This is a genomic window from Desulfovibrio porci, from assembly GCF_009696265.1.
Lineage (GTDB): Bacteria > Desulfobacterota > Desulfovibrionia > Desulfovibrionales > Desulfovibrionaceae > Desulfovibrio > Desulfovibrio porci.
This window is the reverse complement of record NZ_VUMH01000004.1, coordinates 25,077-47,428: the sequence shown is the minus strand read 5'-3', so window position 1 is coordinate 47,428 and position 22,352 is coordinate 25,077. Positions and strand designations below refer to the sequence as shown.

Sequence of the window (22,352 nt, the reverse complement as noted above, 5' to 3'; positions counted from 1 at the left end):
GAATGGCAAGATTCCCGGCGCGCCCTTTACGCAGCGGGGGCTTTCGGCTAGCATGGGGAATGCACGAAATGGCTATCGCACAAAGCCTTCTGGCTATGGCAGAGGAAGAAATAGCCCGCCAGAACTGCACCCGTCTGGAAATGGTGCGCGTGGAGTACGGCGCGCTGTCGGGCGTGGTGCCCGAATCGCTGCAATTCGGCTTTGAAACCCTGATCAAGGGCACGCCTCACGAAGGGGCCCGGCTGGAGCTGGTCTGCCTGCCCTTGCGCCTGCGTTGCCCGTTCTGCGGCAAGGTGTTCGGCGGTGAAGGGCAGGATGCCCTCTGGCAGCCGTGCCCCGGCTGCGGCGAGCAGTTCGGACATGTGGTGGAGCAGGGCAAGGAGTTAATTTTGAGCCGCCTGGAAGCCCGCTAGGGCGTGTTTCTAAAGAGTGGTCACCCTGCCCGAGAGCAGGGCCGGAGATGGAAGGAGAAAAACATGCAAATTCCCGTGGTGCGCAACGTCCTGGAAGCCAATGAAAAAATGGCCGCCCATGTGCGGCGGCAGTTGAGCGGCCGCAAAATTCTGACGCTCAATCTGATCAGCTCTCCCGGCGCGGGAAAAACCTCGCTGTTGGAGCGCACCCTGCGCGATCTGGCCGGGGAGTTCCGCATGGCGGTCATCGAGGGCGACCTGCAGACCGACAACGATGCCCGCCGGGTAGCGGCCACCGGCGCGCAGGCCGTGCAGATCAACACTGACGGCGGCTGCCACTTGGACAGCAATATGGTTCTCACGGCGCTGGACAGCCTGGAACTGGACGGCCTGGACATCCTCTTCATTGAAAATGTGGGCAATCTGGTCTGCCCGGTGGAATTCGACTGCGGCGAGGACGCCAAAGTGGCCCTGCTGAGCGTGACCGAGGGCGACGACAAGCCGGAGAAATATCCCCTGCTGTTCAATCTGGCCAAGGCTCTGGTGCTGAACAAGGTGGACCTGCTGCCGCATGTGGACTTCGACATGACGCGCGCCCGTTCCTTCGCCACCAAGCTGAACAAGGACCTCAGCGTGTTCGAGGTCTCCTGCCGCGACGGCGGAGGCCTGGATGCGTGGTATGCCTGGCTGCGCAAGATGCGTGAGGAGAAGAAGGCTTCATAGCTTTTGCTGTCGTCATTTCTGTCCGCGAAGAAGTATTTGTTTTTAATCCGGGAAAGAAGGCCGGAACGTTGATAACCCAGTCAGCGTTCCGGCCTTCTTTCGGCGAAGCGTCCCCGGCTACGCCTCTTTTGGGGCTGGCGGCCGGTTTATGAGTACCAGGATCAGGGCCAGGAAGCCGAGCGCCGAGGCCATGATGAAGGGCGTGATATAGGTGCCCGTCATATCCCTGAGAAAGCCGCCGGAGAAGGGGCCGAAAAAGCCCGCGATGCCCCAGGCGGTGAAGAGCAGGCCGTAATTGGAATTTTGCGCGCCGGAGCCGAAAAACTGCACGCACAGGGCCGGAAACAGGGTGAAGATAGCTCCGTAATTCCAGCCGATCACGGCCGCCGTCAGCCACAGCAGCGCCGGACTGGAGCCGGTGTAGTACAACGCGCCGAGCGCCACCCCCTGGATCAGGGAGATGATGGTGAAATAGCGCTTGCTGCCGAAGCGGTCGGCGAAGTAGCCGGAACCGACCCGGGTGGCCGCGTTGGTTATGGTCAGCGCCATGACGGCGCCTGCGGCGAGCCCCGGAGTAAGGCCGGAGTCCGTGCCGAAGGCCGCGATGTGCCCCGTGACCAGAAGACCGGCTGAAGCGGTGAAGAAGTACGTCAGATACAGCAGCCAGAACTGTCCGCTGCGGATGCTCTCCTCGTATGTATAGTCCCGGTATCGTGCCGGTTTGCCGTTCGCCCCGCTCTGATCGGCGTCCGTCCGTGCGGCGACCAGCCGTCCGGCGGCGCGGTGAGCAGAAGGCCCGGCAGGCAGGAAATGAGGGCCATGATGACGCCGCAGTAACGGAAGACGTAACGCCAGCTGAGGTTTTCGATGATCCAATTGGATACCGGAGCCATCAGCGAAGAGCCGATGCCCAATCCCAGAACGATGACGCCCGTGGCCAGCGCTTTGCGATCGGGCCACCATTTGGGGGCGAGCCCCACGGGCGGAAGATAGATCAGACCCGCGCCGCAGCCGGACATGAGGCCATAGGTGAGGTACAGCTGCCATTTTTCCTGGATATAGCCCGTCAGAAAGAAGCCGCATCCCAGAAGAAGTCCGCCGAAGAAAACCACCATTTTGGGGCCGTAACGATCCGTCAGGCGCCCGGCCACAAAGCTGGCCGCGCCGTAACAAAGGCAGCAGATGGAAAAGGCCAGCGCAATCGCGGTGCGGCTCCAGCCGAACTCCTGCTGAAGCGGGGCGATGAACAGACTCCAGGCGTAGGTGGTCATGCCCACGGCCGCGTTGATGAAAAAGCCCAGCACCAGTATGACCCAGCGCGGATATGGAAGTTTTTGCGGATCCATGTCTATCCCTCCTTGCACTCGGTTGGCCGGAAACGCGGAACAGTCAGGGCGCTTCCGGCGGTGTGGTCCTGTCCCGTGGGCGGATGCGCACACCGCCCGGCCCGGCACGGGCAAGGCCGAAGGAAACGGCCTTGCCCGCGGGCTTGCTTATTCCTCTTCGCATTCTTCTTCGAAAAAAGCGCAGTCGGACAGGTTTTCGTAGTTGAAGGAGGACTGCTCCCGCTCGTTCACGAACAGGCGCATGACGTCAGGCCGCGTGTAATGGCCGGTCACGTCAAAATCGAACTTGGCTTCCCGGATCTGCCCCATGTCGAGCTCCGCGCAGGCGATCCCTTCCTCGTCCCAGAGGGGGCCGCCGAGGTATTCGCCAAAGGGGTTGATGATGGCGCTGCCGCCGCGGTGCAGAACATCCGGCTGGCCGGCCAGTTCGTCGTAGCACAGCAGATCGGTGGGGAAAGCGCTCTTGGGCAGGAACTGATTGCAGGTCAGCACAAAGCAATGGCTTTCCAGGGCTATGTGGCGCATGGATATCTGCCAGCTCTCGCGGGCGTCAAAGGTGGGCGCGAGGTAGATGTCCAGCCCTTTGCCGTACATGGCGGATCGCAGGAGCGGCATATAGTTTTCCCAGCAGATCACAGCGCCGATCTTGCCGAAGGGTGTTGTGAAAACCGGCAGGGTGCTGCCGTCGCCGCTGCCCCAGATCAGCCGCTCGGCGGCCGTTGGGACGAGCTTGCGGTGTTTGCCCAGAACCTTGCCGTTGGGACCGATGAAGAGCGCGGTGCAGTAGAGGGTGGAGGTGTTTTCCTCCCGTTCGATGACGCCGCTGACCACATACGCTCCGGCCTTGGCGGCCGCCGCGGCCAGAGCGTCGGTTTCCGGGCCCGGGATGCAGATGGCGTTTTCATAATACCTGCGGAAATCCTTGCGCCCTTCAGGGGTGCGTATGCCCACCCGCACCCCCAGGTGCATGCCCTTGGGGTAGCCGCCGATGAAGGCTTCCGGGAAAAGCATCAGCTTCACGCCGTTGCCTGCGGCCTTTTCAATCAGTTCACAGGCCTTTTTTATGGTGCCGGGAGTGTCAAACATGCGGGGGGTGGCCTGGATGACGGCTACTTTTACGGTTTTCTCTTTCATGTCCAAATCCTCCTTTGGGGATATGCGGTTCGCTCCATGCGGAACCGTTCATGAAAACAGGCGCTTGCCGGATTTCAGGCGCGGAGCGCCTGAGACTGTTGACAAAGTCGGCAGCGGCGGCAAACGTTTTCCATGATCGCAAAACGCATGCCAAGGACATGCGTTGCGCAACGCTTGGTCGCGAACCTTTGAATGGCGCGCGATTAAGAAGAATGGTCTTTGTGCCGGAAGGGCGGATGGGATGGACGCGGTATGCAATGCGGCATACCCTGGGGCGGAGAGGCTATGCGCTAACGCATAGGCCCCAGAATTTTACGCAGTTTGCGGCTGGCCGTGGACTGGTCTATGCCCAGGGCCCTGGCGACGCCCGTTGTGGTTCTGTACTTCCTCCAGGCCATCTGGAGAAGGTTTTCCTCCGTCAGGCGCAGGCAGTCCCTGAGCAGCATCACGTCGTCGAGGTTCATACTTTTCTCGTAGGATTCCCCGCTGATGTCGCCGGGCAGGTCGCAGGCGTCGATAGTGTTCGTTTCGGCTGTCAGCAGCATGCGCTCCACGATGTTTTCCAGCTCACGGATGTTGCCGGGCCAGAGATGGTTCGCCAGACAGGCGAGGGCGCGCGCGTTGAATTGCCGGGAATAGCCGAAGCGCCGTTCGAAGCGGGCGCGGATGTGGTCCACCAGAGCCGGGATGTCGCTCCTGCGCGCCCGCAGGGGGGGCAGGTGGATGGGCAGGGTGGTCAGCCGGAAGTACAGGTCCAGCCGGAACTCCTTGTCTTCCACCATTTTCGCCAGGTCGCGATGAGTTGCGGCAATGATGCGGGCGTTCAGCCGACGTTCTTTGGTGCCCCCCACCTTCAGGTAGGTTTTGTCCTGGAGGAGGCGCAGGAATTTGCTTTGCAGGGAGAGAGGGATTTCACCGATCTCGTCCAGAAAAAGGGTGCCGTCCCCGGCGGCTTCCACAAGGCCCTTTTTCCCGCTTCGCTCCGCTCCGGAAAAGGCGCCCGGCTCGTATCCGAACAGTTCCGATTCCAGCAGGTTGGCGGCGACGGCGCCGCAGTCCACCTTGACGAAAGCTTTATCCGGACTGCGCAGCCTGTGTATCCGGCGCGCGACGATATCCTTGCCGGTGCCCGATTCGCCGGTCACCAGCACGTTGACGTCCAGGGGGGCGACCCGGTCGACCAGCCTGTTGACCTCGCGCATGGCCTCGCTCTGAAAGAAAAAATCCTGTCCTTCCGCGGATTGCCTGTCGCGCGGGCTGACGTCCCTGGCGCTGTTGACGACCCTGTTGAGGTTGCCCTTGCCGTCAAAAATGGGCGTTCCAACGATATGCAGGCGTCGTCCGACGGCGGTTTCCTGGGCGACCGCGACACGCTTGCGGGCTTCCAGGACTTTCCGGACTCCGGAAGGTTTCCAGACCCCTTTCCTTTCCAGGTCAACGACGTTTTTCCCATATAACTCCGGAGCGGTATATCCCCAGAGCTGTTCGCAGCCGCTGCTCACCCAGAGCGTGTTGCCGCGGGCGTCCGCAATATAAACGCCGTTGATGACGCTGCCGGCGTCCGGAAAAAGTTCTCGCCCGGTCAGTAAAAGGTACAGAGTCGTTAAATCTATCCGTTCGGAGATCTGGACTGGTTTCATCGCTTGCACCTCGTTTGCGGAAAAGCATTCGTGCCGGGCGTTCCCTCCAGTCCGGAGCAAAGGCGTGTAAAAAAACGGGTGAACCCAGGTTCACGGCCTATGGCGTATGCCGTCGCCATGACCGGACGCAACCGGCGGTGAACGGCGGAAAGGAAACAAGCCAATATGAATCTACGCTATGCCGGAGTATACGTCCACAGGTAGCGGAGGCTGGGTGGGGTAATCAGAGAAATTCAGGAAAGGGTAACGCCCGGAGCGCGGGAGATCCCGCCTTGCGGGCATGAGAAATTTCACCCGGGCGGCACACCGCGAATCCGGGTAGCCGAAGGGCGGATTGCTTCCGGCAATACGCATAAAGATTAAGATGCCCTAACGGCCGCCTTCACCGCCCTGATACGCCGCCACATCCACCACCAGGGTCCTGGAACTCTGGCGCAGGGTGAGGGTGAAAAGCTGCACGTCGCGCTGCGGCGCGTCGGCGTCGGCCAGCGCGGGCAGCATGGCCGCCGGGGCCAGCATCACTGTGGCCTCGCCCCGGCCGGATTGCAGAAAATAGTGCAGGGTCTGCCGCAGAATGTCCTTCTGCTTGGCCGTGTCCAGGTCCGTCATTTCCGTAAAATTCATGTCCAGACCGGGCAATTCGGCTTGCCAGGGCACATAGCCCTGAGCGTAGAGGGTCCGCAGCAGGCTGTCCAGCGTGGCGGCGGTCAGCTGCCGGCGCAGTTCCAGATGCCCCAGACGGTCATGCCCGTTGAGGCGATGGTCATCGGGGGAGGGCTGGCCCGGCGCAAGCCGCGCGGCCCAGACCATGCCCGCGAAGCCCAGGCTGGTCAGCACGGCGTCGTTGTCGTCGCGCGGGGGATCGGGATCCAGCAGGGAGCAGACGTCGCTCATGGCCATACCGGGGCGGAACTGATCCAGGGTGCAGACCGGGCGGCTGAGTTCTTCCGGCAGCAGGCTTTGCACAGTGCCGCTGAGATGCCGGGAGATTTTGTTGACCTGTTCCAGAATCAGGCAGGCCGCGTGTTCGCCGCAGAAGGTCAGGCGGCGCGCCTGGTTCAGGGGCACGGCTTTGAAAAACCAGAAGGCCAGGCCCGTATCCACCCGCAGATCCGCCGTGACGCCCGGATTCTCAATATCGTCCCGCGCGCCGGGAGCCATGTCCAGCCGTACGAAATACATGCTCCGGCCCTGGCGGAAACGGATATTGAGCAGATCATAGCTGCTCTGGTTGCTGATTGTCAGGTTGGCGGGGGGGGAGGCGGCCGACGGGCTTTCCGCCGGGAGGGCGCAGGCAAGGGCGCAAAGCAGAAGGAGGAAAACGCGGCAACGCGCAAATTTCATGGCTGAACTCCGGTTGGAGATGACGACGCCCGCAGTGTAACAGAGTGCGGGGGCCGCCCGCAAGGCGTCTTGCCGGACGCCCGCCCCCGCGCTCTGGACCTGATTCTCCCTCTCTTTACGCTGACGGCGCGGGCTGCTATGGTGCGCACAATGCCCGTGCCGGAAGGCGCGACGGCATGGCAGAACAGCAAGAATCAAGAAGAATATTAAGGAGTAAGCATGTCCCCCGTCTCCCGTCCGTCCGCATCCGCGCAAGACAGCCCCAAGGGCGCTCTGCGCCTGCGTCCCTCGTCGCTGGTGGCGGCCTGCTTTCTGGTGCTGGCGGCCATTGTCCTGTCCTATGTGGGCGGGGTTATGAGCGGACGCGCCTACGCTGTCAGGCACGCGGCTCCGGCGGGTGCGGCCCGTGGCGGCACGGAGCGGCCGCCGGTATCGGATGGGGCTAATCCGTTGGCGGACCCTGTGGCGCAAGGCATGGAAGCGGTGCGGGACGGCGCGGACGCGGGCCAGCGGATTCTGGCCCCGGAGGATCTGCGTTTTGCGCGTGCCCTGCGCAACGACAACGCCGCGCAAGGCACGCCGGAACCGGCCGCGCCCGCACAGCCGCCGGTTGCCGCCAATGGCGCGCCCGCCTCGAACGCGCAGGCCGGACAGAACGGCCAGGCCGCGCCGGCCGTCGTTTCGACCGCGCCCTTCACTCCGGCCGTGCCGGAAGGCCAGACCCCGCCGCCCGCGCCTGTAGCCACCATGTTCGACTATGTCTTCCAGGTAGGGGCCTTCAAGGATGCGGAAAGCGTGGACAGCCTGCGCCAGCGTCTGGAGGGCAGGGGACTGCGCACCCGCATGCAACGTGACGGCAAGCTCTTTCTGGTGCTGGTGCTGCTGCGCGGCGACGCCTCCCGTGCGGCCGAAGTGCCGCAGATCACGGAAGAGCTGCATCTGGGCCAGCCCATTTTGCGCAGCCGCAAACCCGCCATGCCCTGAGAACCGGATCGCTGATCGCACTTATCCTGGTAAAATAAAAGATATTTTTGTGAATGCTCAGGCTGAATTTTATTTATTCAAAAATAGTAATAATTACTATTTACAAAAAGCGGACCCTGTGCCATAGTCTTTTCAACGCAAAGACAGCAGGTACGGAACCGTTTTCTCACCCGAGCCCTTCGGATAAACCAAGGAGAAAAGCGCCATGGCGGATAATATGAAAAACAAGAACTCGCTCACCACCAATGCCGGTGCACCGGTGTCCGACAATAATCATGCCCTGACCGCGGGCCCGCGCGGCCCCATGCTTATGCAGGATGTCTGGTTTCAGGAGAAGCTGGCCCATTTTGACCGGGAAGTGATCCCGGAACGGCGCATGCACGCCAAGGGTTCCGGCGCCTACGGCACCTTTACGGTAACCCATGATGTGACCAAATACACCAGGGCTTCGCTTTTTGCCGAGATCGGCAAAAAAACCGAAGTGTTCGCCCGTTTTTCCACTGTGGCGGGCGAGCGCGGCGCCGCTGACGCGGAGCGCGACATCCGCGGCTTTGCCGTCAAATTCTATACGGATCAGGGCAACTGGGACATGGTGGGCAACAACGCCCCGGTCTTTTTTTTGCGCGATCCGCTCAAGTTCCCTGACCTGAACCACGTGGTCAAGCGCAACCCGCGCACCAATATGCACAGCGCCAAGGACAACTGGGACTTCTGGACCCTGCTGCCCGAAGCCCTGCATCAGGTCACCGTGGTTATGAGCGATCGCGGCATTCCGGCATCCTACCGCCATATGCACGGCTTTGGCAGCCATACCTACAGCTTGATCAACGCCAAAAACGAACGCTTCTGGGTCAAGTTCCATTTCAGAACCCAGCAGGGCATCAAAAATCTCACGGACGCCGAGGCTCAGGAACTCATCGGGCGCGATCGCGACAGCCATCAGCGTGATCTGTTCGAGCACATTGAAAAAGGGGATTTCCCACGCTGGACCCTGTATTTCCAAGTCATGCCCGAGGAAGACGCCGAAAAGCTGCCCTACCATCCTTTTGACCTGACCAAGGTCTGGTATCACAAGGATTATCCGCTCATGGAAGTGGGCGTGCTGGAGCTGAACCGCAATCCGGAAAACTATTTCGCGGAAGTGGAGCAGGCCGCCTTCAACCCCTCCAACCTGGTGCCCGGCATCGGCGTTTCGCCGGACAAGATGCTTCAGGGCCGCCTGTTCTCCTACGGCGACGCGCAACGCTACCGTCTGGGTGTCAACCATCATCTGATCCCGGTGAACAAGGCGCGCTGCCCCTTCCACAGCTACCACCGCGACGGCCAGATGCGCGTGGACGGCAACTACGGCGGCTATACCAGCTATGAGCCCAACAGCGAAGGTGCCTGGCAGGAACAGCCCGAGTACGCCGAACCGCCGTTGAAGATCAGCGGCGACGCGGCCCGCTGGAATTACCCCTGCGACGACGCCGACTATTTCGAGCAGCCCGGCAGGCTCTTCCGGCTGATGAGCCCGGAACAGAAAGATGCCCTGTTCGGCAATACGGCCCGCGCCCTGGGCGACGCGCCCAAGGAAATCAAACTGCGTCACATCCGCAACTGCGCCAAGGCCGATCCGGCGTACGGCGCGGGCGTGGCCAAAGCCTGCGGCATCGCTGAAAGCGAAATCTGAATTTCAGCGTAGTATCCTCCTTGCGGCGGCATGCCCGCGCCGCCGACGCTGATTCCCCGAACCCCCTCCGGCTGAAAGGCCTGAGGGGGTTTTTGTGTGCGCTTTTTGCATAGAATAGTGTGTTTGACCGTCATATCCCGCTGATTGTATAATTAATATATATGTATAACTATATTTATATATAACAAACGCACTTCAATGCTTATGGAGTGGCTATGCACGATGCTGAACTTTTGGAAAAACGCATTTCCTATGAAAAAATGCTGGCTGAAATCTCGGAAATGGCCGTCCGTGTCACCGATATGGGTGATTTTCTGCAAGGGGCCTTGCGGCGCATGGGAATGACGCTGCATGTCAGTCGCGTATTCATGTTCAGTTATCAGCAAGAGGACCAAAGTTTCATCTGCCGTTGCGGCTGGGATGAACCGGCGCTGGGTCTCAAGCGGGGCTCCGCCGATATTGTGCTGCACATTCCCATGGCCGCCAGGGAACTGAGGGCGGGCAAAGTGCTCAATTATCCCGATGCGGACAGCATGCCGTTCAGAAACTACCGGGAACATCTGCGCGCTTCCGGGGTGAAGTCCACCTTGAACGTGCCGCTCTTCGTATATGGGAGCATGTACGGATTCATCGGCTTTGACGAGCACAGATACCACCGGCAGTGGCATGATTCGGATCTCTACATCCTGACCACGGCGGCCCAGATTCTGTCGCGGGCCATTGAAAACAAGATCTATGAGCGGGAGCTTATCGAAAACAAGAATCTGCTGGAGTCCATTTTCGGCAGCGTGCAGGACGCCATCATCACCGTGGACGCCTCGCTGCGCGTGATCACAGCCAACCGCGCGGTGAACGGCATCTGCCACGGGAACGTCGCGGCGGGCGAACAATTCGACCTTCGCGCCGGGGATTGCAGCAAAGCCTGTCTCGCCCCGCTCAGGAAAACCCTGGAGACCAAGCGCGGCCTGCGCGATTCGCAGATTTGCTGCTTCCGTGGCCGGGGAGGCGAGCAGGTGGCCGTGGTCAACTGCTCCCCGCTGCTCAACGGCGAAGGCGCCTTTATGGGCGCGGTGCTGGTCATCCGCGACATCACCCGCCTGGCCCGGCTGGAAAACGCCCTGCGCGAACGGCGCAATTATCAGGGCATCATCGGCCAGAGCGAGAAAATGCAGAAAATTTACGACCTGCTGCACACCCTGGCGGACATGAGCACCACTGTGCTGATCACCGGCGAATCGGGCACCGGCAAGGAGAAGATAGCCCATGCCCTGCATTACGGCGGCCGCCGCGCCGGGCGGCCCTTCATCCGGGTCAATTGCTCGGCCCTGGCCGAAAGCCTGCTGGAAAGCGAGTTGTTCGGCCACGCCAAAGGGGCGTTTACCGGCGCGGACCGGGAAAGCGTGGGCCGCTTTGAGGCCGCCCACGGCGGCACCATCCTGCTGGACGAAATCGGGGACATCTCGCCCCTGATCCAGCTCAAGCTGTTGCGGGTGCTGGAGGAAAAGGAGATCGAACGCGTGGGCGAAACTACCCCCCGCAAAGTGGACGTGCGCGTGCTGGCCGCCACCCACCGCAATCTCAAAAAAGCCATTGCCGAGGGGACCTTCCGGGAGGATCTCTACTACCGCCTGAACGTCATGAATCTCCGTATCCCGCCGTTGCGCGAGCGGGTGGAGGATATCCCGCTGCTGGTGGAGCATTTCCGCGTCAAGTTCAACGCCCAGTATGCCAAGAGCATTGCCGGCGTGTCCACTGAAGTCATGGAGATCTTCATGCGCCATCCCTGGCCGGGCAATGTGCGCGAACTGGAGCATATCATTGAGCGGGCCTTTGTGCTCTGCGGCGGGGAAATGATCAGGCCCGAGCATATCGCTCTGGAAACCGCCGCGCGCCCCGTTTTTCATGCGGACGCGCCCGCCGCGCTTTCGGCGGACGGAAAGGAACGGCTGCTGGCCGCGCTGGAAAAGACCGGCTGGAACATCAGCAAAAGCGCCCGCCTGCTGGGCGTCAGCCGCTGGACCCTCTATCGTCGCATGCTCCGCCTCGGTCTGGAACGTCCCGGAGAAGAAGTGTAGCAGTCCGCACACTAATGGTGCACCAGAATCGTGCGGACTGCTACAGTCCATGGGCAGCCCTTTGCCAGGATTGTTTTATTTTCTTTTAATATGCTAAAATAATGTAATATTTTTTATATCCCCAGGCTTTCTTCTGGCATGCTCCTTGCTTTTTGCCGTGTACAACCCGGCACACGTCCGGGCAGACACGTACAGGACTTTCAGGAGGCTGGCATGAACAGAATTATCGTCAATTGGATGTACCCGCGTTCGCTCACTACCGTTTTTATGCGGGCCATCACCAATCGGGGGGATTTCCGCACCATTTTCGAACCCACCCTGCCGCTGTACTGGCGGAACAGAAACGAGCCCGGCGTGCAGTCGCACCAGGACTACGAAGGCTGGCCTGTGGTCTATGAGGAGGTCATCCGGAAGATTTACGGCATCGCGGAAAAGAGCCCCACCTTCATCAAGGAATGTCCCTACCACGCCATTGACCACTACCTGGCCGACGAGGCCTATCTGCGCCGCTGCACCCACATGTTCCAGATCCGCAACCCCAAATATGTGGTGCTGTCCTTCTGGAAGGTGATCGGCTCGCAGCGCTCCATGCGCATTGAGGATGTGGGCCCCGTGGCCTCGGACAGGATTTTCAACCGGCTCAGCGAACTGGGCCTGCACGCCCTGGACAACGGCAAGACCCCGCTGGTCATTGACGGCGACGACTTCCAGAACGACCCGGCCGGGATCATGGCCGCCTGGTGCGACGCTATGGGACTGGAATTCAAGCCCGAAACCCTGCGTTGGACGCCGGAATGGCGGCCTGAATACGACCACTGCAAGGATTTCTACTATGATGTGAGCAGCAGCACCGGCATCCAGAAGAATATGGAGGCCTTCCTCTATGATGAAAAACTGGTGGACGCCATTTTTGAGGATCTGCCCATGCTCCGGATGCTCTATGAGCACTGCCTGCCGTACTACGAAAAGTTGTATGAATATCGCTTGAAGCCCAAAAAAGTCTAGGGACAAGCTCCGGCAAGCGTCTTTTGTCCCCTGGACTGCGTTAACAGGCGGCTGCGGGCCGGAGATAATGTTCTTATTGCGCGGTCTTGGCCCGCAGCCGCCTGTTTTCTTGCCGGGAAACAAAATGCGCCGTTAGCGACTGCTCCTCGTCCGCTTCGCTCATCCCGTTCCGGGGAGCGGCGCGGGGGGCGCAGAATTTCTTCCCTCCCTATTCCGGCCGGGCCCCGGCCCGGCAGCGCCTGAAGCCATCAGGGGGAATGCCGTGGACACCAAGGAAGGACATCTGGAGATCATCAACGCGAGCAAGATCTACGATCCCGAAGGGGGCAACGTGCTCGCGGTGGACAATTGCAGTTTTGAAATACAGGCCGGGGAATTCGTGGCCATTGTGGGGCCGTCGGGCTGCGGCAAAACCACGCTGCTGAATATGACCGCCGGTTTTGAGGACATTTCCAAAGGCGAGATCCGCATGGACGGTCAGGTCATCGCCGCGCCGGGGCGCGCGCCCCGGCCGGGCGCGGACCGCGTGGTGGTCTTCCAGGCCGGGGCTCTGTTCGACTGGATGACCGTGCGGCAGAACATCATGTTCGGCCCGCTGACCACCGGAGCCATGAGCGCGGCCCAGGCCGACGCCCGGGCCATGGAGCTGATCCGCATGGCCGGTCTGAAAGGCTATGAGGACGCCTATCCCATCCGCATTTCCTCGGGCATGCGGCGGCGCGTGGAAATTCTGCGCGCTCTGATCAACGAGCCGAAAACCCTGCTGCTGGACGAGCCGTACCGGGCCATGGACGCCATCACCAAGTCGGTGATGCACCAGTTTTTGCTGGACATGTTCGACAGGGTGCACAAGACCGTGCTTTTCATCACCCATGATCTGGATGAGGCCATTTACCTCTCGGACAAGGTGGGCATCATGACCACCAGGCCGGGCCGTTTTAAAAAATGGATTCATGTGGACCTGCCCCGGCCGCGCACCTTCAGCACCAAGAAGCTGCCGGAATTTCTCGACTACAAGCGCCAGACCATCGAAGCCGTGCGGGAGGAAGCCCGGAAATCCTTTGAGCGCGGCGAGCGCGAGGGCGCCTAACCGTTCCGGCGCTGTCGGACAAAGCGGAGGTAACGTCATGTCGGATGCGGTTCGGGCGGCGTCGTCGTCCATCATGCGGGTTGACCATGTCAGCGTCGGTTTCGGCGCTGTGAAAGTTCTGGATGATCTTTCCTTCAGCCTGGAAGAAGGGGCCTTCACCTGCATCTGCGGCCCGTCGGGCTGCGGCAAAACCACCATCATGTCCGTGCTGGCGGGCTATCTGACGCCGCAAAGCGGTTCCTGTCTTTTCGACGGGCGGCCGGTGAGCGGTCCCAGCCCGGACCGCCTGGTGGTCTTTCAGGAAAATACGCTCTTCCAGTGGATGAATCTTTGGGACAACACCCTGTTCGGCCCGCGCATTCAGGGCAAAAATCTGCGGGAAGCGGGCGAGAAGGCTAGGGAGCTCATCCATCTCACAGGTCTGGACGGCTTTGAAGGCAAGTTCCCCGGCCAGCTTTCCGGCGGCATGCAGCGCCGCGCCGAGCTGATCCGGGCCCTGATCAACGAACCCAGGATTCTGCTTATGGATGAACCCTTTCGCGGCCTGGACGCCATGACCAGGGGCATGATGCAGGAATATTTTCTGCGCGTCTTTGAAAGCACGCGCACCACCATGCTGCTGATTACTTCGGAACTGGACGAAGCCGTATTCATGGGCGACGTGGTTTACCTGCTGTCCACCATGCCCACGGCCATCAAGAAAAAAATGCGCGTGGATCTGCCCCGGCCGCGTCTGGTGGAGCACCAGACCTGCCCGGAATTCGCGGAAATCCAGGGCGAGGCCTTTGCGGTGCTGGAATCCGAGGCCCTGAAATCCTTTGAACATGTCCCCGACGGCCATTGAGCCGGAGGGGAGGGCGGTCCCTCCCGGAGCAGTGTGAGATGGAAAATATCCATTGTCCCGGCGGCGGAAGCAGACGCCCGTGGGCGAAGCCAGGGCAAAATCGCGTTTTTGCCGTCGGCTGCGGCCGACGTCTGACGAGTGAACAGATATGTTCATTCGCACAATGCTCCAAGCTGTTCCAGCCGGTCCGGCGCGCCGCCCGCCCGGACGGCGAAATCCCACAAGCGGCGGCGTTGCGGAGGTTGTTATGAGCGGCACACGTTTCAAGTTCAGGGTGGAAAACTGGATCACCTTGGCGACCCTGCTGATTCTTTTTCTGGCCTGGTATGAGGTGACCCGTCGGGGCGTTGTGCCCAAAATTTTTATTCCTTCGCCCTACGACGTCTGGCAGGGCTTTGAGGAAACCATTTTTCAGGGCTACCACGGCAAGGGGCTTTTCTACCACTGCCTGGTGAGTCTGGGCCGCGTGCTACTGGGCTGGCTGGCCGCCTGCCTGGTGGCCATTCCCCTGGGCCTGGCCATGGGCCTGAGCTCCAAGGTGCGGGCCGTGTTCGACTATCTCATCGAATTTTACCGCCCCCTGCCGCCCCTGGCCTACTACACACTGCTGGTGCTCTGGTTCGGCATCGGCGAATTCTCCAAGATTCTGCTGCTTTTTCTGGCGGCCATTCCGCCCCTGACCATCGGCGCGGTGGAAGGCGTCAAGGAGGTCAGTCTCTCGGTGATCCAGGCCGCGCGCTCTCTGGGCGCGGACAGCCGGCAGGTCTTCTTCAAGATCATCCTGCCCGCCACCACGCCGGCCATCATCACTTCCATGCGCATCAGTCTGGGCTTTACCTACACCGTGCTGGTGGCCGCCGAAATCGTGGCCGCCACCGAGGGCATCGGCTGGATGGTCTGGGACGCCAGCAAGTTTATGCGCTCGGACATCATTTTTGTGGGCATCATCACCATGGGCGTCACCGGCATCGGCCTGGACGCCTGCCTGCGCTTTGCGGCGAGGCATCTGCTGCGGTGGAAGCGATAGTAGGGACTTTCCCGGCAAGCGTCTTTTGCTCCCCGGCCCACGCCTTCTTTCTCGCCGGGACCAGTTTGGGCGCTTGCACAGGCATTCATCAACGTAAACATATTGGGAGTACAGCTATGAAGAAGTTTATTTGCCTGGCGTTGACGGCATTGCTCGTATTGCTGACCCTCCAGCCGCTCCAGGCGGCGGACAAGCCTGAAAAGGTGCGCATCGGCTACCTTTCGCTGGTCAACGGGCAACTTCTCTCCAAGTATCTGCAGCTGCATGAGAAGGAACTCGGCGTGCCGGTGGAGTGGTTCCGCTTCAATTCCGGGCGGGACGTCAACACGGCCATGGCCTCCAAAAGCATTGATTTCGGCAATGTGGGTCTGCCCCCGGCCACCATCGGCCTGGCGGGCGGCATGAACTACTGGGGCATTATGAACGCCAATGTGCTGGGCGCGGTGGAATCCCTGGTGGCGCGCAAGAACATCAACAGCCTCAAGGACCTGGAAGGCAAAACCGTGGTGGCTCCCTTCGGTTCCACCACCCACTATCTGCTGATCAAGGCCCTGCGTGACGCCGGGGTGGACATGGCCAAGGTCAAAATCATGGATATGGCTCCGGGCGAGGCCCTGGCGCCCTTCATCAGGGGCGACATCGACGCCGCCTATATCTGGGAGCCGAGCCTCGGCCTGGTGGTGCAAAACGGCGGCAAGATCCTGCTCACCAGCGAACAGATGGCCCAAAAGGGTCATCTGACCTGGGACGTGATCAGCGTGCAGCCGGAATTCGCCGCAAAGTATCCCGAGCTGGTCAGCAAGTTCATCAAAAGCGAACTGGCGGCCATGGACTACTGGCGGGAGCATCCGGAAGAGGCCGCCAAGATCATCGCCAAGGAACTGGGCGGCATTTCCGTGGAGGACGCCAAGCGCATGATGGCCGGCACCCGTCTCATCGGCCTGGACGAGCAGCTGAGTCCCGCCTTTCTGGGCACCAGCGCCCAAAAGGGCCGGTCGGCCGAGGATATTGTGAATGTGGCCGCCTTCCTGCTGGAGCAGGGGCGCATCAAGAACGGCGTGTCGCGGCAGAAGGCCGAGGACTTCCTGCATCCGGAATTCCTTGAGGCCTTGCGGGACGGGAGCAAAACAAAGTAACCTTTCCTCCGGACGCCGGAATGCGGCGGGCGGTTCGTCCCCCGTGTTCCGGCGGAACAGAGGGGGGAGCGTGTGAGGTTGCCATGCACTACGCCTTTTACGATTTTATCGGCAATATCGGCCTTGTCCTCTTGCTGGGCACCTATCTGCTGCTGCAACTGGGCAGAATTGACAGTCACGGGCTGCTCTATTCCCTGCTCAACGCGCTGGCCGCGCTGCTGATCGGCATTTCCCTGCTTTTCGCCTTCAATATGTCCGCCTTTCTGGTGGAGGCCTTCTGGTTTCTTATCAGCCTTTACGGCGTCGTCAAATGCTGCCTGCGCCGCCGGGCGTCCCGTCTGTGAAAAAAGAAGATGTCGGCGCGGAAAAGACTTGACGCATCCCCCTCCCCCGCGTAGGGTCGCCTCGTTGATTGATTGGGCGTCGTATTTCTTTTTTGCCAGAGACTTTGCGTGTGTAAGGCTTCAAGCGGAAAGTGTACATCCCCGTAACGTTTGGAGTTTTACTATGGCTACTTCTCTTTATGTCGGCAATTTGTCTTTTTCCAGCACCCAGTCCGGCGTTGAGGCCCTTTTCGCCCAGTACGGCACGCCGATTTCCGTGAATCTGATCATGGACCGCGTTACCGGCCGTCCGCGTGGCTTCGGCTTCGTGGAAATGGAAGAAGGCGAAGCCCGCAACGCCATCGCCGGTCTGAACGGCGTTGAATTTGAAGGCCGCGCCCTGCGCGTCAACGAAGCTGAAAAGCGTCCCGCGCCGCGCCGCTGGTAAGCTGCTTTACAAGCAATCTCAAAGGCCGTGGAGTTTTCCACGGCCTTTTTCGTATGGAGGGATTCCCCGCTTGGTCTGCCCCCTGTCAAATAGACAGGGGGCAGACCAAGCGGGGAGTTCCTTTTGGGAAAGAGGGTATCCGCCGCTCAATGCGGCAGCAGGCCGGGGTATTTTTTACTGCGCAGACCGGCCAGCAGAGCCTCGGCCGGAGCCGAGCAGCCGGAGCGCAGCACGGCGAGATAAAGCCCGGCCTCGCGGTCCGTGCTGACGATGCAGGCCGTGTCCACGCCCTGACCGTCTTTACCTGTGAACAGCCAGCGGCCGTTCCGGCGGCGCGCGGGTTCGCGCACGCCCGTGGCCGCGCGCAACAGACCGGCCACATCGGCGGCGTCCGGCGGCCCGGCGGTTTTGCCCACCAGCAGGCTCACCTGGCTCCCGGCCTCGTCATTGCGCAGACGCAAGACCCAGGTTCCACTCAGTTGTCGGGGTTCCTCGGCCCGCCAGCCCGGCAGGAGGTCCAGTTCAAACCAGCCGTAATCCTCGGCGCGAACCGGCACGGCGGCCAGCAGAAGCAGCAGCACGGACATCAAGTGGAAGCGGGGACGGATATTTCTCATGATTCGTTCAAGACAGCATGCCGGGCGGGTGCTGTCAAGGCTGCTGCGGCTGACCGGCGAAGTCCCGGTTCGTTTTCAGACCCCTTTTCCCATGGCACAGGCCGCCGCAAGAGCCGCTGCGTTGTGGCGGATGTCGCCCGGATCGGTTGCGCCGACGCCTCTGACCACCCCTTTGAGGCGGGCTTTCTCAAAACAGGCAATCCAGCCGTTCAGGCCGTTCACCGCGCCGTCCACCGCGCTTTCTTCATTTTCCGCCGCCGAAGCCAGTAAATAGATGTCACGAAAGGCGTAGTCCGCCGGAAACAGCGGATTGGCGCGGTCAAGCATGGTTTTCATCTGACCGCACATTTCGTAGTAGTAAATGGGCGTGGCAAAGACGATGACTTCTGCGGTCAGCATCTTCTGCGCGATCACATCCGCGTCGTCGTGGATGACGCAACGCCGTGTTTTCTGACAGGTCAGACAGCCTTTGCAGAAGCCGATGGTTTTGTCGTACAGGCAGACTTTTTCCACCTGATGGCCCGCCTGCCGGGCGCCCTTGGCGAATTCGTCAGCCAGGATTTCGGAATTGCCGCCTTTGCGCGGGCTGGTGGAGATAATCAGAACATTTTTGCTCATGGATTTATACCTCTTTTGTTTTTTGCGGCAGGGCTTACTGCCGCTGTATCTTTTCAGCGATTCCCCGGAGGACGCGCCACAGGCGCGTCTGTCCGCGCGCTCCTTTTGCCGCGGATCAATTGTTGCGCGCATTCAATACGGTCTTGAGCACTTCCCCGGCGTTGGCGCCGACCTCCGCGCCGACCCTGTCGCTCAGCACGGCCACAACGGCCTCAAGCTGCGCGGGGGTCAGCCCTGTGTTCATGCCGATGCCGAAGTGGGCCCGCAATTGCGGGTTCAGCCCGCTGATGCAGGCCAGAGCGGCGATGGTCGCCAGTTCGCGGCTTTGCCAGTCAAGATTGTCCCGCTGGAAGATATCTCCGAAGAGGTGGGCTTTCAAAAACCGGTCGATGGCCGGGGCGAACTCGAAAATCGCGCCGGACACGGGGCGGCCCACCACCCTGGTCTGATTGTCCGTGCCGAACTCCAGGCTGCTTTTGTCCGTGGGCAGGGGACCGGGCTCTTTGCCGGTTTCGTCCGCGACGCCCTTTGCCCGGCGTTCTTTCACCACCGCCATGAAGGTTTCCAGGGCGTTCAGGCTGCGCGGAAAGCCCGCGTATGCATAGAGCTGGACGAGGATTTCCTTGATTTCATTGATGGTCAGACCCGTATCCAGACCTTCGTTCAGCGCGGGTTTCAGTTTTTCAAGGTCGCCATTGGCGCTAAACGCGGCGATGGCGACCATTGCTTGTTGTTTTGCATTCAGGGTTTGCGTGTTCATGGTCTGTGCCGCCTTTGAGATGGATGTGAAACTCAGGATCAACAGAAAAACACCCGCGATGCGCAATGCTGCTTTCATGGGAGCCTCCGGGTTATCTGGAGCCGTTGTACTGTTCATCGCTGACCGCTTCCAGCCAGTCCACGTTCTTCCCGTCAGACAACTCGCCCGTCAGGGCGATATGGGTCATGGACGAGGTGGGCGACGCTCCGTGCCAATGCTTGACGCCGGGCGGGCACCAGAGCGCGTCGCCGGCCCTGACTTCTTCGATTCTGCCGTCCGCCGTGCCGGTGCGGCCCACGCCCTGCGTGACGATCAGATGCTGCCCTAGAGGGTGGACGTGCCAGTGGGAGCGGGCTCCCGGCTCAAAGGTGACCGCGCCCGCACCGAAGGGAGCCTGCGGCTGTTTTGAGCCGAACAGGGGCTGCACGCTGACCTTGCCGGTAAAGAACTTGTCGGGCCCCTTGAAGGCCGCCTGCGATCCGGCGCGGTAGATGACCTGATTCTGTTGCGTTTCTTCAGCCTGGGCCTGTTTCCCGCAAATACCCGCTCCCGCTGTCAGGGCCAGGGCGGCGATCATCACTGCAAAGCATTTCATGGCTGCTCCTTTTATGATGGAAGTTATATCCGGCGGCTGGACAATGCCGGAGGCATCTTTTTTCTTATTGAGCCCGTACCGTGCCCAGCCGCGCAATGTCCTCATCCGTGCGGTTGCCGTGGATGGGGATGGCGTCCAGCGCGCGCTCCAGGGCGTCGAATTCCTCATCCGTCATGCGCACATCGGCCGCGCCGAGGTTCTCCAGCAGCCGTTCCTCCCGACGCATGCCGGGGATGGGCACAATAAAATCTTTCTTACGCAGCATCCAGGCCAGAGAGATCTGTGCGGGCGTGGCTTCTTTGGCGCGCGCGTACGCGCGCAGCAGGTCAAGCAGAGGCTGGTTGGCCTTCACGTTTTCCCTGGCGAAGCGCGTGATGACGCGGCGCACGTCGTCGCCTTCATAGCGGGCGTCCGTACCGTATTTGCCGCTCAGAAAACCGCCGGCCAGCGGCGAAAAAGGGACGAAGCCGATCCCCAGCTCTTCGCAGGCCGGTATGACGTCCTTTTCGAACATCCGCTCCATCATGGAGTATTCGCTCTGGATGGCCGTCAGCGGCGTCACGGCGTGCGCCCGCCGCACCTGGGCTTCCGTGGGCTGGGACAGGCCCCAGCCGCGAATCGCGCCTTCGCGGATCAGTTCGCCCATCCACCGGGCCACCTCTTCCACGGGGCAGTCTTCCGGCACGCGGTGCTGGTAGTAGAGATCCACATACTCCGTGCCCAGCCGCCGCAGGGAATCCTCCAGCGCGCGCCGCACGCCCGAGCGGCTGAGCTTGTCTTCGGGCTGGCCGGGCAGGGCGAAGGGGCTGAACTTGGTAGCCAGTACGATCTCTTTTCTGAAGGGGGCCACGGCCTTGCCCGTCAGTTCTTCATTGACATAGGGACCATAGACCTCGGCAGTGTCGAAGAATGTGCAGCCCAGCTCAAAGGCCCGGCGCATGAGACGGATGGACTCCTCTTCTGGCGGCACGGCTCCGTAGCCGTGGCTGAAACCCATGCAGCCCATGCCGATGGCCGAAACTTCCATGCCGCTTTGGCCCAATTGTCTTTTATGCATGTTTTGATCTCCTTATGTTCAAGAATGTCATTTTCTCAAACCGCCGCCGGTTGTTGCCGTTCATGGTTTATTCACACTGTGTTTTCTTTAGCCGGACCTTCGGGCCGGGGATAGCTCCAGAACTCTACACTTTCTGCCTGATTCTCCACGGGGTGAAGTTTTGCGGCGGCATGGCCGCTCTCTTGAAGTTTTTTGGAGTAGCAAATGGAGAATCAGGCAGGATTTGTGGAGGATTATATCTGTATCCAGAGGCGGCTTGCCGCTAAACAGGCCAAAGAGAGCGAAGCAAGATTTGCTGAAGGCGGGCAGGCAGAACGCCGGACAGGAAGAATTATTCTTGATACTGTCTTGCGTTTACCTGTAAAGGGATGTCATGGCGTTGCTGTTTTCTGCCTGATTTTCTTCTTGGCATGGCAGCTCGCAGCGTTCTGTGTCGGCAGACTGCCGCATGTTAAGGCTCGTCCAACAGCGGGGTAAATCATGGCGGAAAATTATCGGGTTGATTTTGAGAAAAGCCGCGCGGCTCTCCAGAGCATTTTGCTCCGGTCTCTCCCTGAGGACGGCGATTTCCCGACGCCTGTCTGCGGGTTCATGCTTCACCGCCATAGCCGGGGACACGCTCCGAAGGCGAATTTTTACGATCCCGTCATTATTGTTGTCGTGCAGGGCAAAAAGTGGGTTCGCATCGGCATGGAGGATATCCAATATGGCGAGCAGACCTGCTTTATAGCCGGCATAAACATGCCGGTATCAAGCTGCGTGTTGGAAGCAAGCGAAGACAAGCCTTTTCTCTCCATGTCCCTGGAGCTGGACAAGAGCCTTCTGGCCGGCCTGGCCGCAAAAGTTCCGCCGCCCGCGGAAGACCGCATTCAATCCTCCGCCGGAGCGGCGGTGCAGGAGGTCAGTCCCGAGTTGCTCGACGCGTTTCTGCGCCTGCTTGAACTGCTGGAAAGCCCCGGACAGGCGGAAGTGCTGGGTGACCTGATCCGGCAGGAAATCTACTACAGGCTGCTGACGAGCCCTTTTGGGTATCATCTGCGTATGCTGAGCACCCTCGGTTCCCAGAGCCACCAGATCAATAAGGCCATCATGTGGCTCAGAGAGAACTACAGGGAATCGCTGCATGTGGAGAAACTGGCGGGCCGTCTGAACATGGCCACATCCACATTTCACAAGTATTTCAAGGAAATCACCACGCTGAGTCCCTTGCAGTACCAGAAACGCCTGCGCCTCAGCGAAGCGCAGCGCCTGATGCTTTCCGGCGATTACGACGTCACCCAGGCCGCGTTCGCCGTGGGCTATGAAAGCGCGACGCAGTTCAACCGGGAATACAAACGGCTCTACGGCGAGTCGCCGCGCAAGGATATCATGAAGATGAAGAACGTAACGGAGAGCCGGTCATTGCGGATGCGGTATTGAGGCTATCTCCGGGAGACGGCGAAGCGGGAGCGCGGAAAGACTCCCCTCACGGCGGTTGGTCGGCTGGACGCTCTTCTTTTCA

Annotated in this window: 24 protein-coding genes; 14 read left to right on the top strand and 10 right to left on the bottom strand. The window is 60.6% G+C overall.

Translation table 11 applies throughout. From position 1 onward, the window contains the following. Window positions 1-68 precede the first annotated feature (68 nt). Together FYJ44_RS05220 and hypB are read left to right on the top strand one after the other, a co-directional pair. Window positions 69-413: a hydrogenase maturation nickel metallochaperone HypA gene (locus FYJ44_RS05220; protein ID WP_374042601.1), complete on the top strand. Its 345-nt coding sequence runs from the start codon at window positions 69-71 to the stop codon at window positions 411-413. Between the two features lie 63 nt (window positions 414-476). Continuing rightward, window positions 477-1,136, top strand: coding sequence for a hydrogenase nickel incorporation protein HypB (gene hypB, locus FYJ44_RS05215; protein WP_154509850.1), 660 nt, complete (start codon window positions 477-479; stop codon window positions 1,134-1,136). 117 nt (window positions 1,137-1,253) lie between these two features. Here the strand turns inward: hypB and FYJ44_RS05210 are convergent, their stop codons facing one another. The 5 genes from FYJ44_RS05210 to FYJ44_RS05195 all read right to left on the bottom strand — a co-directional run bounded on the left by FYJ44_RS05210 (window position 1,254) and on the right by FYJ44_RS05195 (window position 6,600). After that, window positions 1,254-1,757 (bottom strand): MFS transporter, encoded by a 504-nt coding sequence (locus FYJ44_RS05210; RefSeq protein ID WP_229772539.1) that lies wholly within the window; start codon window positions 1,755-1,757, stop codon window positions 1,254-1,256. Between the two features lie 29 nt (window positions 1,758-1,786). Beyond that, window positions 1,787-2,482, bottom strand: coding sequence for an MFS transporter (locus tag FYJ44_RS14585; protein ID WP_229772515.1), 696 nt, complete (start codon window positions 2,480-2,482; stop codon window positions 1,787-1,789). A gap of 147 nt (window positions 2,483-2,629) precedes the next feature. Continuing rightward, a complete protein-coding gene (locus FYJ44_RS05205) occupies window positions 2,630-3,616 on the bottom strand; it encodes a carbon-nitrogen hydrolase family protein (protein WP_229772514.1) in 987 nt (328 codons plus the stop codon). Window positions 3,617-3,906: 290 nt separating this feature from the next. Beyond that, window positions 3,907-5,256 (bottom strand): sigma-54 interaction domain-containing protein, encoded by a 1,350-nt coding sequence (locus FYJ44_RS05200; RefSeq protein WP_154509844.1) that lies wholly within the window; start codon window positions 5,254-5,256, stop codon window positions 3,907-3,909. 369 nt (window positions 5,257-5,625) lie between these two features. Further along, window positions 5,626-6,600, bottom strand: a complete 975-nt coding sequence (locus FYJ44_RS05195) for a peptidoglycan glycosyltransferase (protein ID WP_154509842.1) — start codon at window positions 6,598-6,600, stop codon at window positions 5,626-5,628. 219 nt (window positions 6,601-6,819) lie between these two features. On the opposite strand from FYJ44_RS05195, the gene FYJ44_RS05190 reads away from it, so the two are divergent. The 10 genes from FYJ44_RS05190 to FYJ44_RS05145 all read left to right on the top strand — a co-directional run bounded on the left by FYJ44_RS05190 (window position 6,820) and on the right by FYJ44_RS05145 (window position 17,204). Further along, window positions 6,820-7,584: an SPOR domain-containing protein gene (locus FYJ44_RS05190; protein ID WP_154509840.1), complete on the top strand. Its 765-nt coding sequence runs from the start codon at window positions 6,820-6,822 to the stop codon at window positions 7,582-7,584. Window positions 7,585-7,789: 205 nt separating this feature from the next. Next, window positions 7,790-9,256, top strand: coding sequence for a catalase (locus FYJ44_RS05185; RefSeq protein ID WP_326833669.1), 1,467 nt, complete (start codon window positions 7,790-7,792; stop codon window positions 9,254-9,256). 215 nt (window positions 9,257-9,471) lie between these two features. Further along, a complete protein-coding gene (locus FYJ44_RS05180; RefSeq protein WP_154509838.1) occupies window positions 9,472-11,331 on the top strand; it encodes a sigma 54-interacting transcriptional regulator in 1,860 nt (619 codons plus the stop codon). A 213-nt stretch (window positions 11,332-11,544) separates the two neighbouring features. Further along, the gene (locus FYJ44_RS05175) at window positions 11,545-12,336 is read left to right on the top strand and encodes a sulfotransferase-like domain-containing protein (protein WP_154509836.1); all 792 of its coding nucleotides are present in this window, start codon (window positions 11,545-11,547) and stop codon (window positions 12,334-12,336) included. A 262-nt stretch (window positions 12,337-12,598) separates the two neighbouring features. Next, window positions 12,599-13,426, top strand: a complete 828-nt coding sequence (locus FYJ44_RS05170) for an ABC transporter ATP-binding protein (RefSeq protein WP_288230361.1) — start codon at window positions 12,599-12,601, stop codon at window positions 13,424-13,426. Window positions 13,427-13,463: 37 nt separating this feature from the next. Then, window positions 13,464-14,270: an ABC transporter ATP-binding protein gene (locus FYJ44_RS05165; protein WP_154509834.1), complete on the top strand. Its 807-nt coding sequence runs from the start codon at window positions 13,464-13,466 to the stop codon at window positions 14,268-14,270. Window positions 14,271-14,517: 247 nt separating this feature from the next. Continuing rightward, window positions 14,518-15,297 (top strand): ABC transporter permease, encoded by a 780-nt coding sequence (locus FYJ44_RS05160; protein WP_154509832.1) that lies wholly within the window; start codon window positions 14,518-14,520, stop codon window positions 15,295-15,297. 116 nt (window positions 15,298-15,413) lie between these two features. Further along, window positions 15,414-16,433 (top strand): ABC transporter substrate-binding protein, encoded by a 1,020-nt coding sequence (locus FYJ44_RS05155; RefSeq protein WP_154509830.1) that lies wholly within the window; start codon window positions 15,414-15,416, stop codon window positions 16,431-16,433. Between the two features lie 83 nt (window positions 16,434-16,516). After that, on the top strand, window positions 16,517-16,777 hold the full coding sequence (locus FYJ44_RS05150) for a CBU_0592 family membrane protein (protein WP_154509828.1): 261 nt from the start codon (window positions 16,517-16,519) through the stop codon (window positions 16,775-16,777). 163 nt (window positions 16,778-16,940) lie between these two features. After that, entirely contained in the window at window positions 16,941-17,204 is a 264-nt protein-coding gene (locus FYJ44_RS05145; RefSeq protein WP_154509826.1) for an RNA recognition motif domain-containing protein, read from the top strand. A gap of 146 nt (window positions 17,205-17,350) precedes the next feature. Here FYJ44_RS05145 and FYJ44_RS05140 read toward each other — a convergent pair whose 3' ends face one another. The 5 genes from FYJ44_RS05140 to FYJ44_RS05120 all read right to left on the bottom strand — a co-directional run bounded on the left by FYJ44_RS05140 (window position 17,351) and on the right by FYJ44_RS05120 (window position 20,851). Continuing rightward, on the bottom strand, window positions 17,351-17,821 hold the full coding sequence (locus FYJ44_RS05140; protein WP_154509824.1) for a hypothetical protein: 471 nt from the start codon (window positions 17,819-17,821) through the stop codon (window positions 17,351-17,353). A 75-nt stretch (window positions 17,822-17,896) separates the two neighbouring features. Further along, entirely contained in the window at window positions 17,897-18,439 is a 543-nt protein-coding gene (locus FYJ44_RS05135; RefSeq protein WP_154509822.1) for a flavodoxin family protein, read from the bottom strand. 115 nt (window positions 18,440-18,554) lie between these two features. Further along, entirely contained in the window at window positions 18,555-19,277 is a 723-nt protein-coding gene (locus FYJ44_RS05130; protein WP_154509820.1) for a carboxymuconolactone decarboxylase family protein, read from the bottom strand. A gap of 13 nt (window positions 19,278-19,290) precedes the next feature. Continuing rightward, complete coding sequence (locus FYJ44_RS05125; protein ID WP_154509818.1) at window positions 19,291-19,794, bottom strand: (R)-mandelonitrile lyase; 504 nt, start codon at window positions 19,792-19,794, stop codon at window positions 19,291-19,293. Between the two features lie 64 nt (window positions 19,795-19,858). Next, the gene (locus FYJ44_RS05120) at window positions 19,859-20,851 is read right to left on the bottom strand and encodes an aldo/keto reductase (RefSeq protein ID WP_154509816.1); all 993 of its coding nucleotides are present in this window, start codon (window positions 20,849-20,851) and stop codon (window positions 19,859-19,861) included. 204 nt (window positions 20,852-21,055) lie between these two features. Here FYJ44_RS05120 and FYJ44_RS05115 point away from each other — a divergent pair, with 204 nt between their 5' ends. Continuing rightward, window positions 21,056-21,328, top strand: coding sequence for a hypothetical protein (locus FYJ44_RS05115; RefSeq protein WP_154509814.1), 273 nt, complete (start codon window positions 21,056-21,058; stop codon window positions 21,326-21,328). Window positions 21,329-21,331: 3 nt separating this feature from the next. Then, window positions 21,332-22,270 (top strand): AraC family transcriptional regulator, encoded by a 939-nt coding sequence (locus FYJ44_RS05110; protein WP_154509812.1) that lies wholly within the window; start codon window positions 21,332-21,334, stop codon window positions 22,268-22,270. Window positions 22,271-22,352 lie beyond the last annotated feature (82 nt).

Coding starts and splice junctions, on each gene's coding strand:
- FYJ44_RS05220 (WP_374042601.1), top strand. CDS start 69: ATGGCTATCGCACAAAGCCTTCTGGCTATGGCAGAGGAAGAAATAGCC.
- FYJ44_RS05155 (WP_154509830.1), top strand. CDS start 15,414: ATGAAGAAGTTTATTTGCCTGGCGTTGACGGCATTGCTCGTATTGCTG.
- FYJ44_RS05185 (WP_326833669.1), top strand. CDS start 7,790: ATGGCGGATAATATGAAAAACAAGAACTCGCTCACCACCAATGCCGGT.
- FYJ44_RS05135 (WP_154509822.1), bottom strand. CDS start 18,439: ATGAGCAAAAATGTTCTGATTATCTCCACCAGCCCGCGCAAAGGCGGC.
- FYJ44_RS05200 (WP_154509844.1), bottom strand. CDS start 5,256: ATGAAACCAGTCCAGATCTCCGAACGGATAGATTTAACGACTCTGTAC.
- FYJ44_RS05150 (WP_154509828.1), top strand. CDS start 16,517: ATGCACTACGCCTTTTACGATTTTATCGGCAATATCGGCCTTGTCCTC.
- FYJ44_RS05140 (WP_154509824.1), bottom strand. CDS start 17,821: ATGAGAAATATCCGTCCCCGCTTCCACTTGATGTCCGTGCTGCTGCTT.
- FYJ44_RS05165 (WP_154509834.1), top strand. CDS start 13,464: ATGTCGGATGCGGTTCGGGCGGCGTCGTCGTCCATCATGCGGGTTGAC.
- FYJ44_RS05145 (WP_154509826.1), top strand. CDS start 16,941: ATGGCTACTTCTCTTTATGTCGGCAATTTGTCTTTTTCCAGCACCCAG.
- FYJ44_RS05125 (WP_154509818.1), bottom strand. CDS start 19,794: ATGAAATGCTTTGCAGTGATGATCGCCGCCCTGGCCCTGACAGCGGGA.
- FYJ44_RS05205 (WP_229772514.1), bottom strand. CDS start 3,616: ATGAAAGAGAAAACCGTAAAAGTAGCCGTCATCCAGGCCACCCCCCGC.
- FYJ44_RS05180 (WP_154509838.1), top strand. CDS start 9,472: ATGCACGATGCTGAACTTTTGGAAAAACGCATTTCCTATGAAAAAATG.
- FYJ44_RS05115 (WP_154509814.1), top strand. CDS start 21,056: ATGGAGAATCAGGCAGGATTTGTGGAGGATTATATCTGTATCCAGAGG.
- FYJ44_RS05110 (WP_154509812.1), top strand. CDS start 21,332: ATGGCGGAAAATTATCGGGTTGATTTTGAGAAAAGCCGCGCGGCTCTC.
- FYJ44_RS05175 (WP_154509836.1), top strand. CDS start 11,545: ATGAACAGAATTATCGTCAATTGGATGTACCCGCGTTCGCTCACTACC.
- FYJ44_RS14585 (WP_229772515.1), bottom strand. CDS start 2,482: ATGGATCCGCAAAAACTTCCATATCCGCGCTGGGTCATACTGGTGCTG.
- FYJ44_RS05130 (WP_154509820.1), bottom strand. CDS start 19,277: ATGAAAGCAGCATTGCGCATCGCGGGTGTTTTTCTGTTGATCCTGAGT.
- hypB (WP_154509850.1), top strand. CDS start 477: ATGCAAATTCCCGTGGTGCGCAACGTCCTGGAAGCCAATGAAAAAATG.
- FYJ44_RS05120 (WP_154509816.1), bottom strand. CDS start 20,851: ATGCATAAAAGACAATTGGGCCAAAGCGGCATGGAAGTTTCGGCCATC.
- FYJ44_RS05160 (WP_154509832.1), top strand. CDS start 14,518: ATGAGCGGCACACGTTTCAAGTTCAGGGTGGAAAACTGGATCACCTTG.
- FYJ44_RS05195 (WP_154509842.1), bottom strand. CDS start 6,600: ATGAAATTTGCGCGTTGCCGCGTTTTCCTCCTTCTGCTTTGCGCCCTT.
- FYJ44_RS05190 (WP_154509840.1), top strand. CDS start 6,820: ATGTCCCCCGTCTCCCGTCCGTCCGCATCCGCGCAAGACAGCCCCAAG.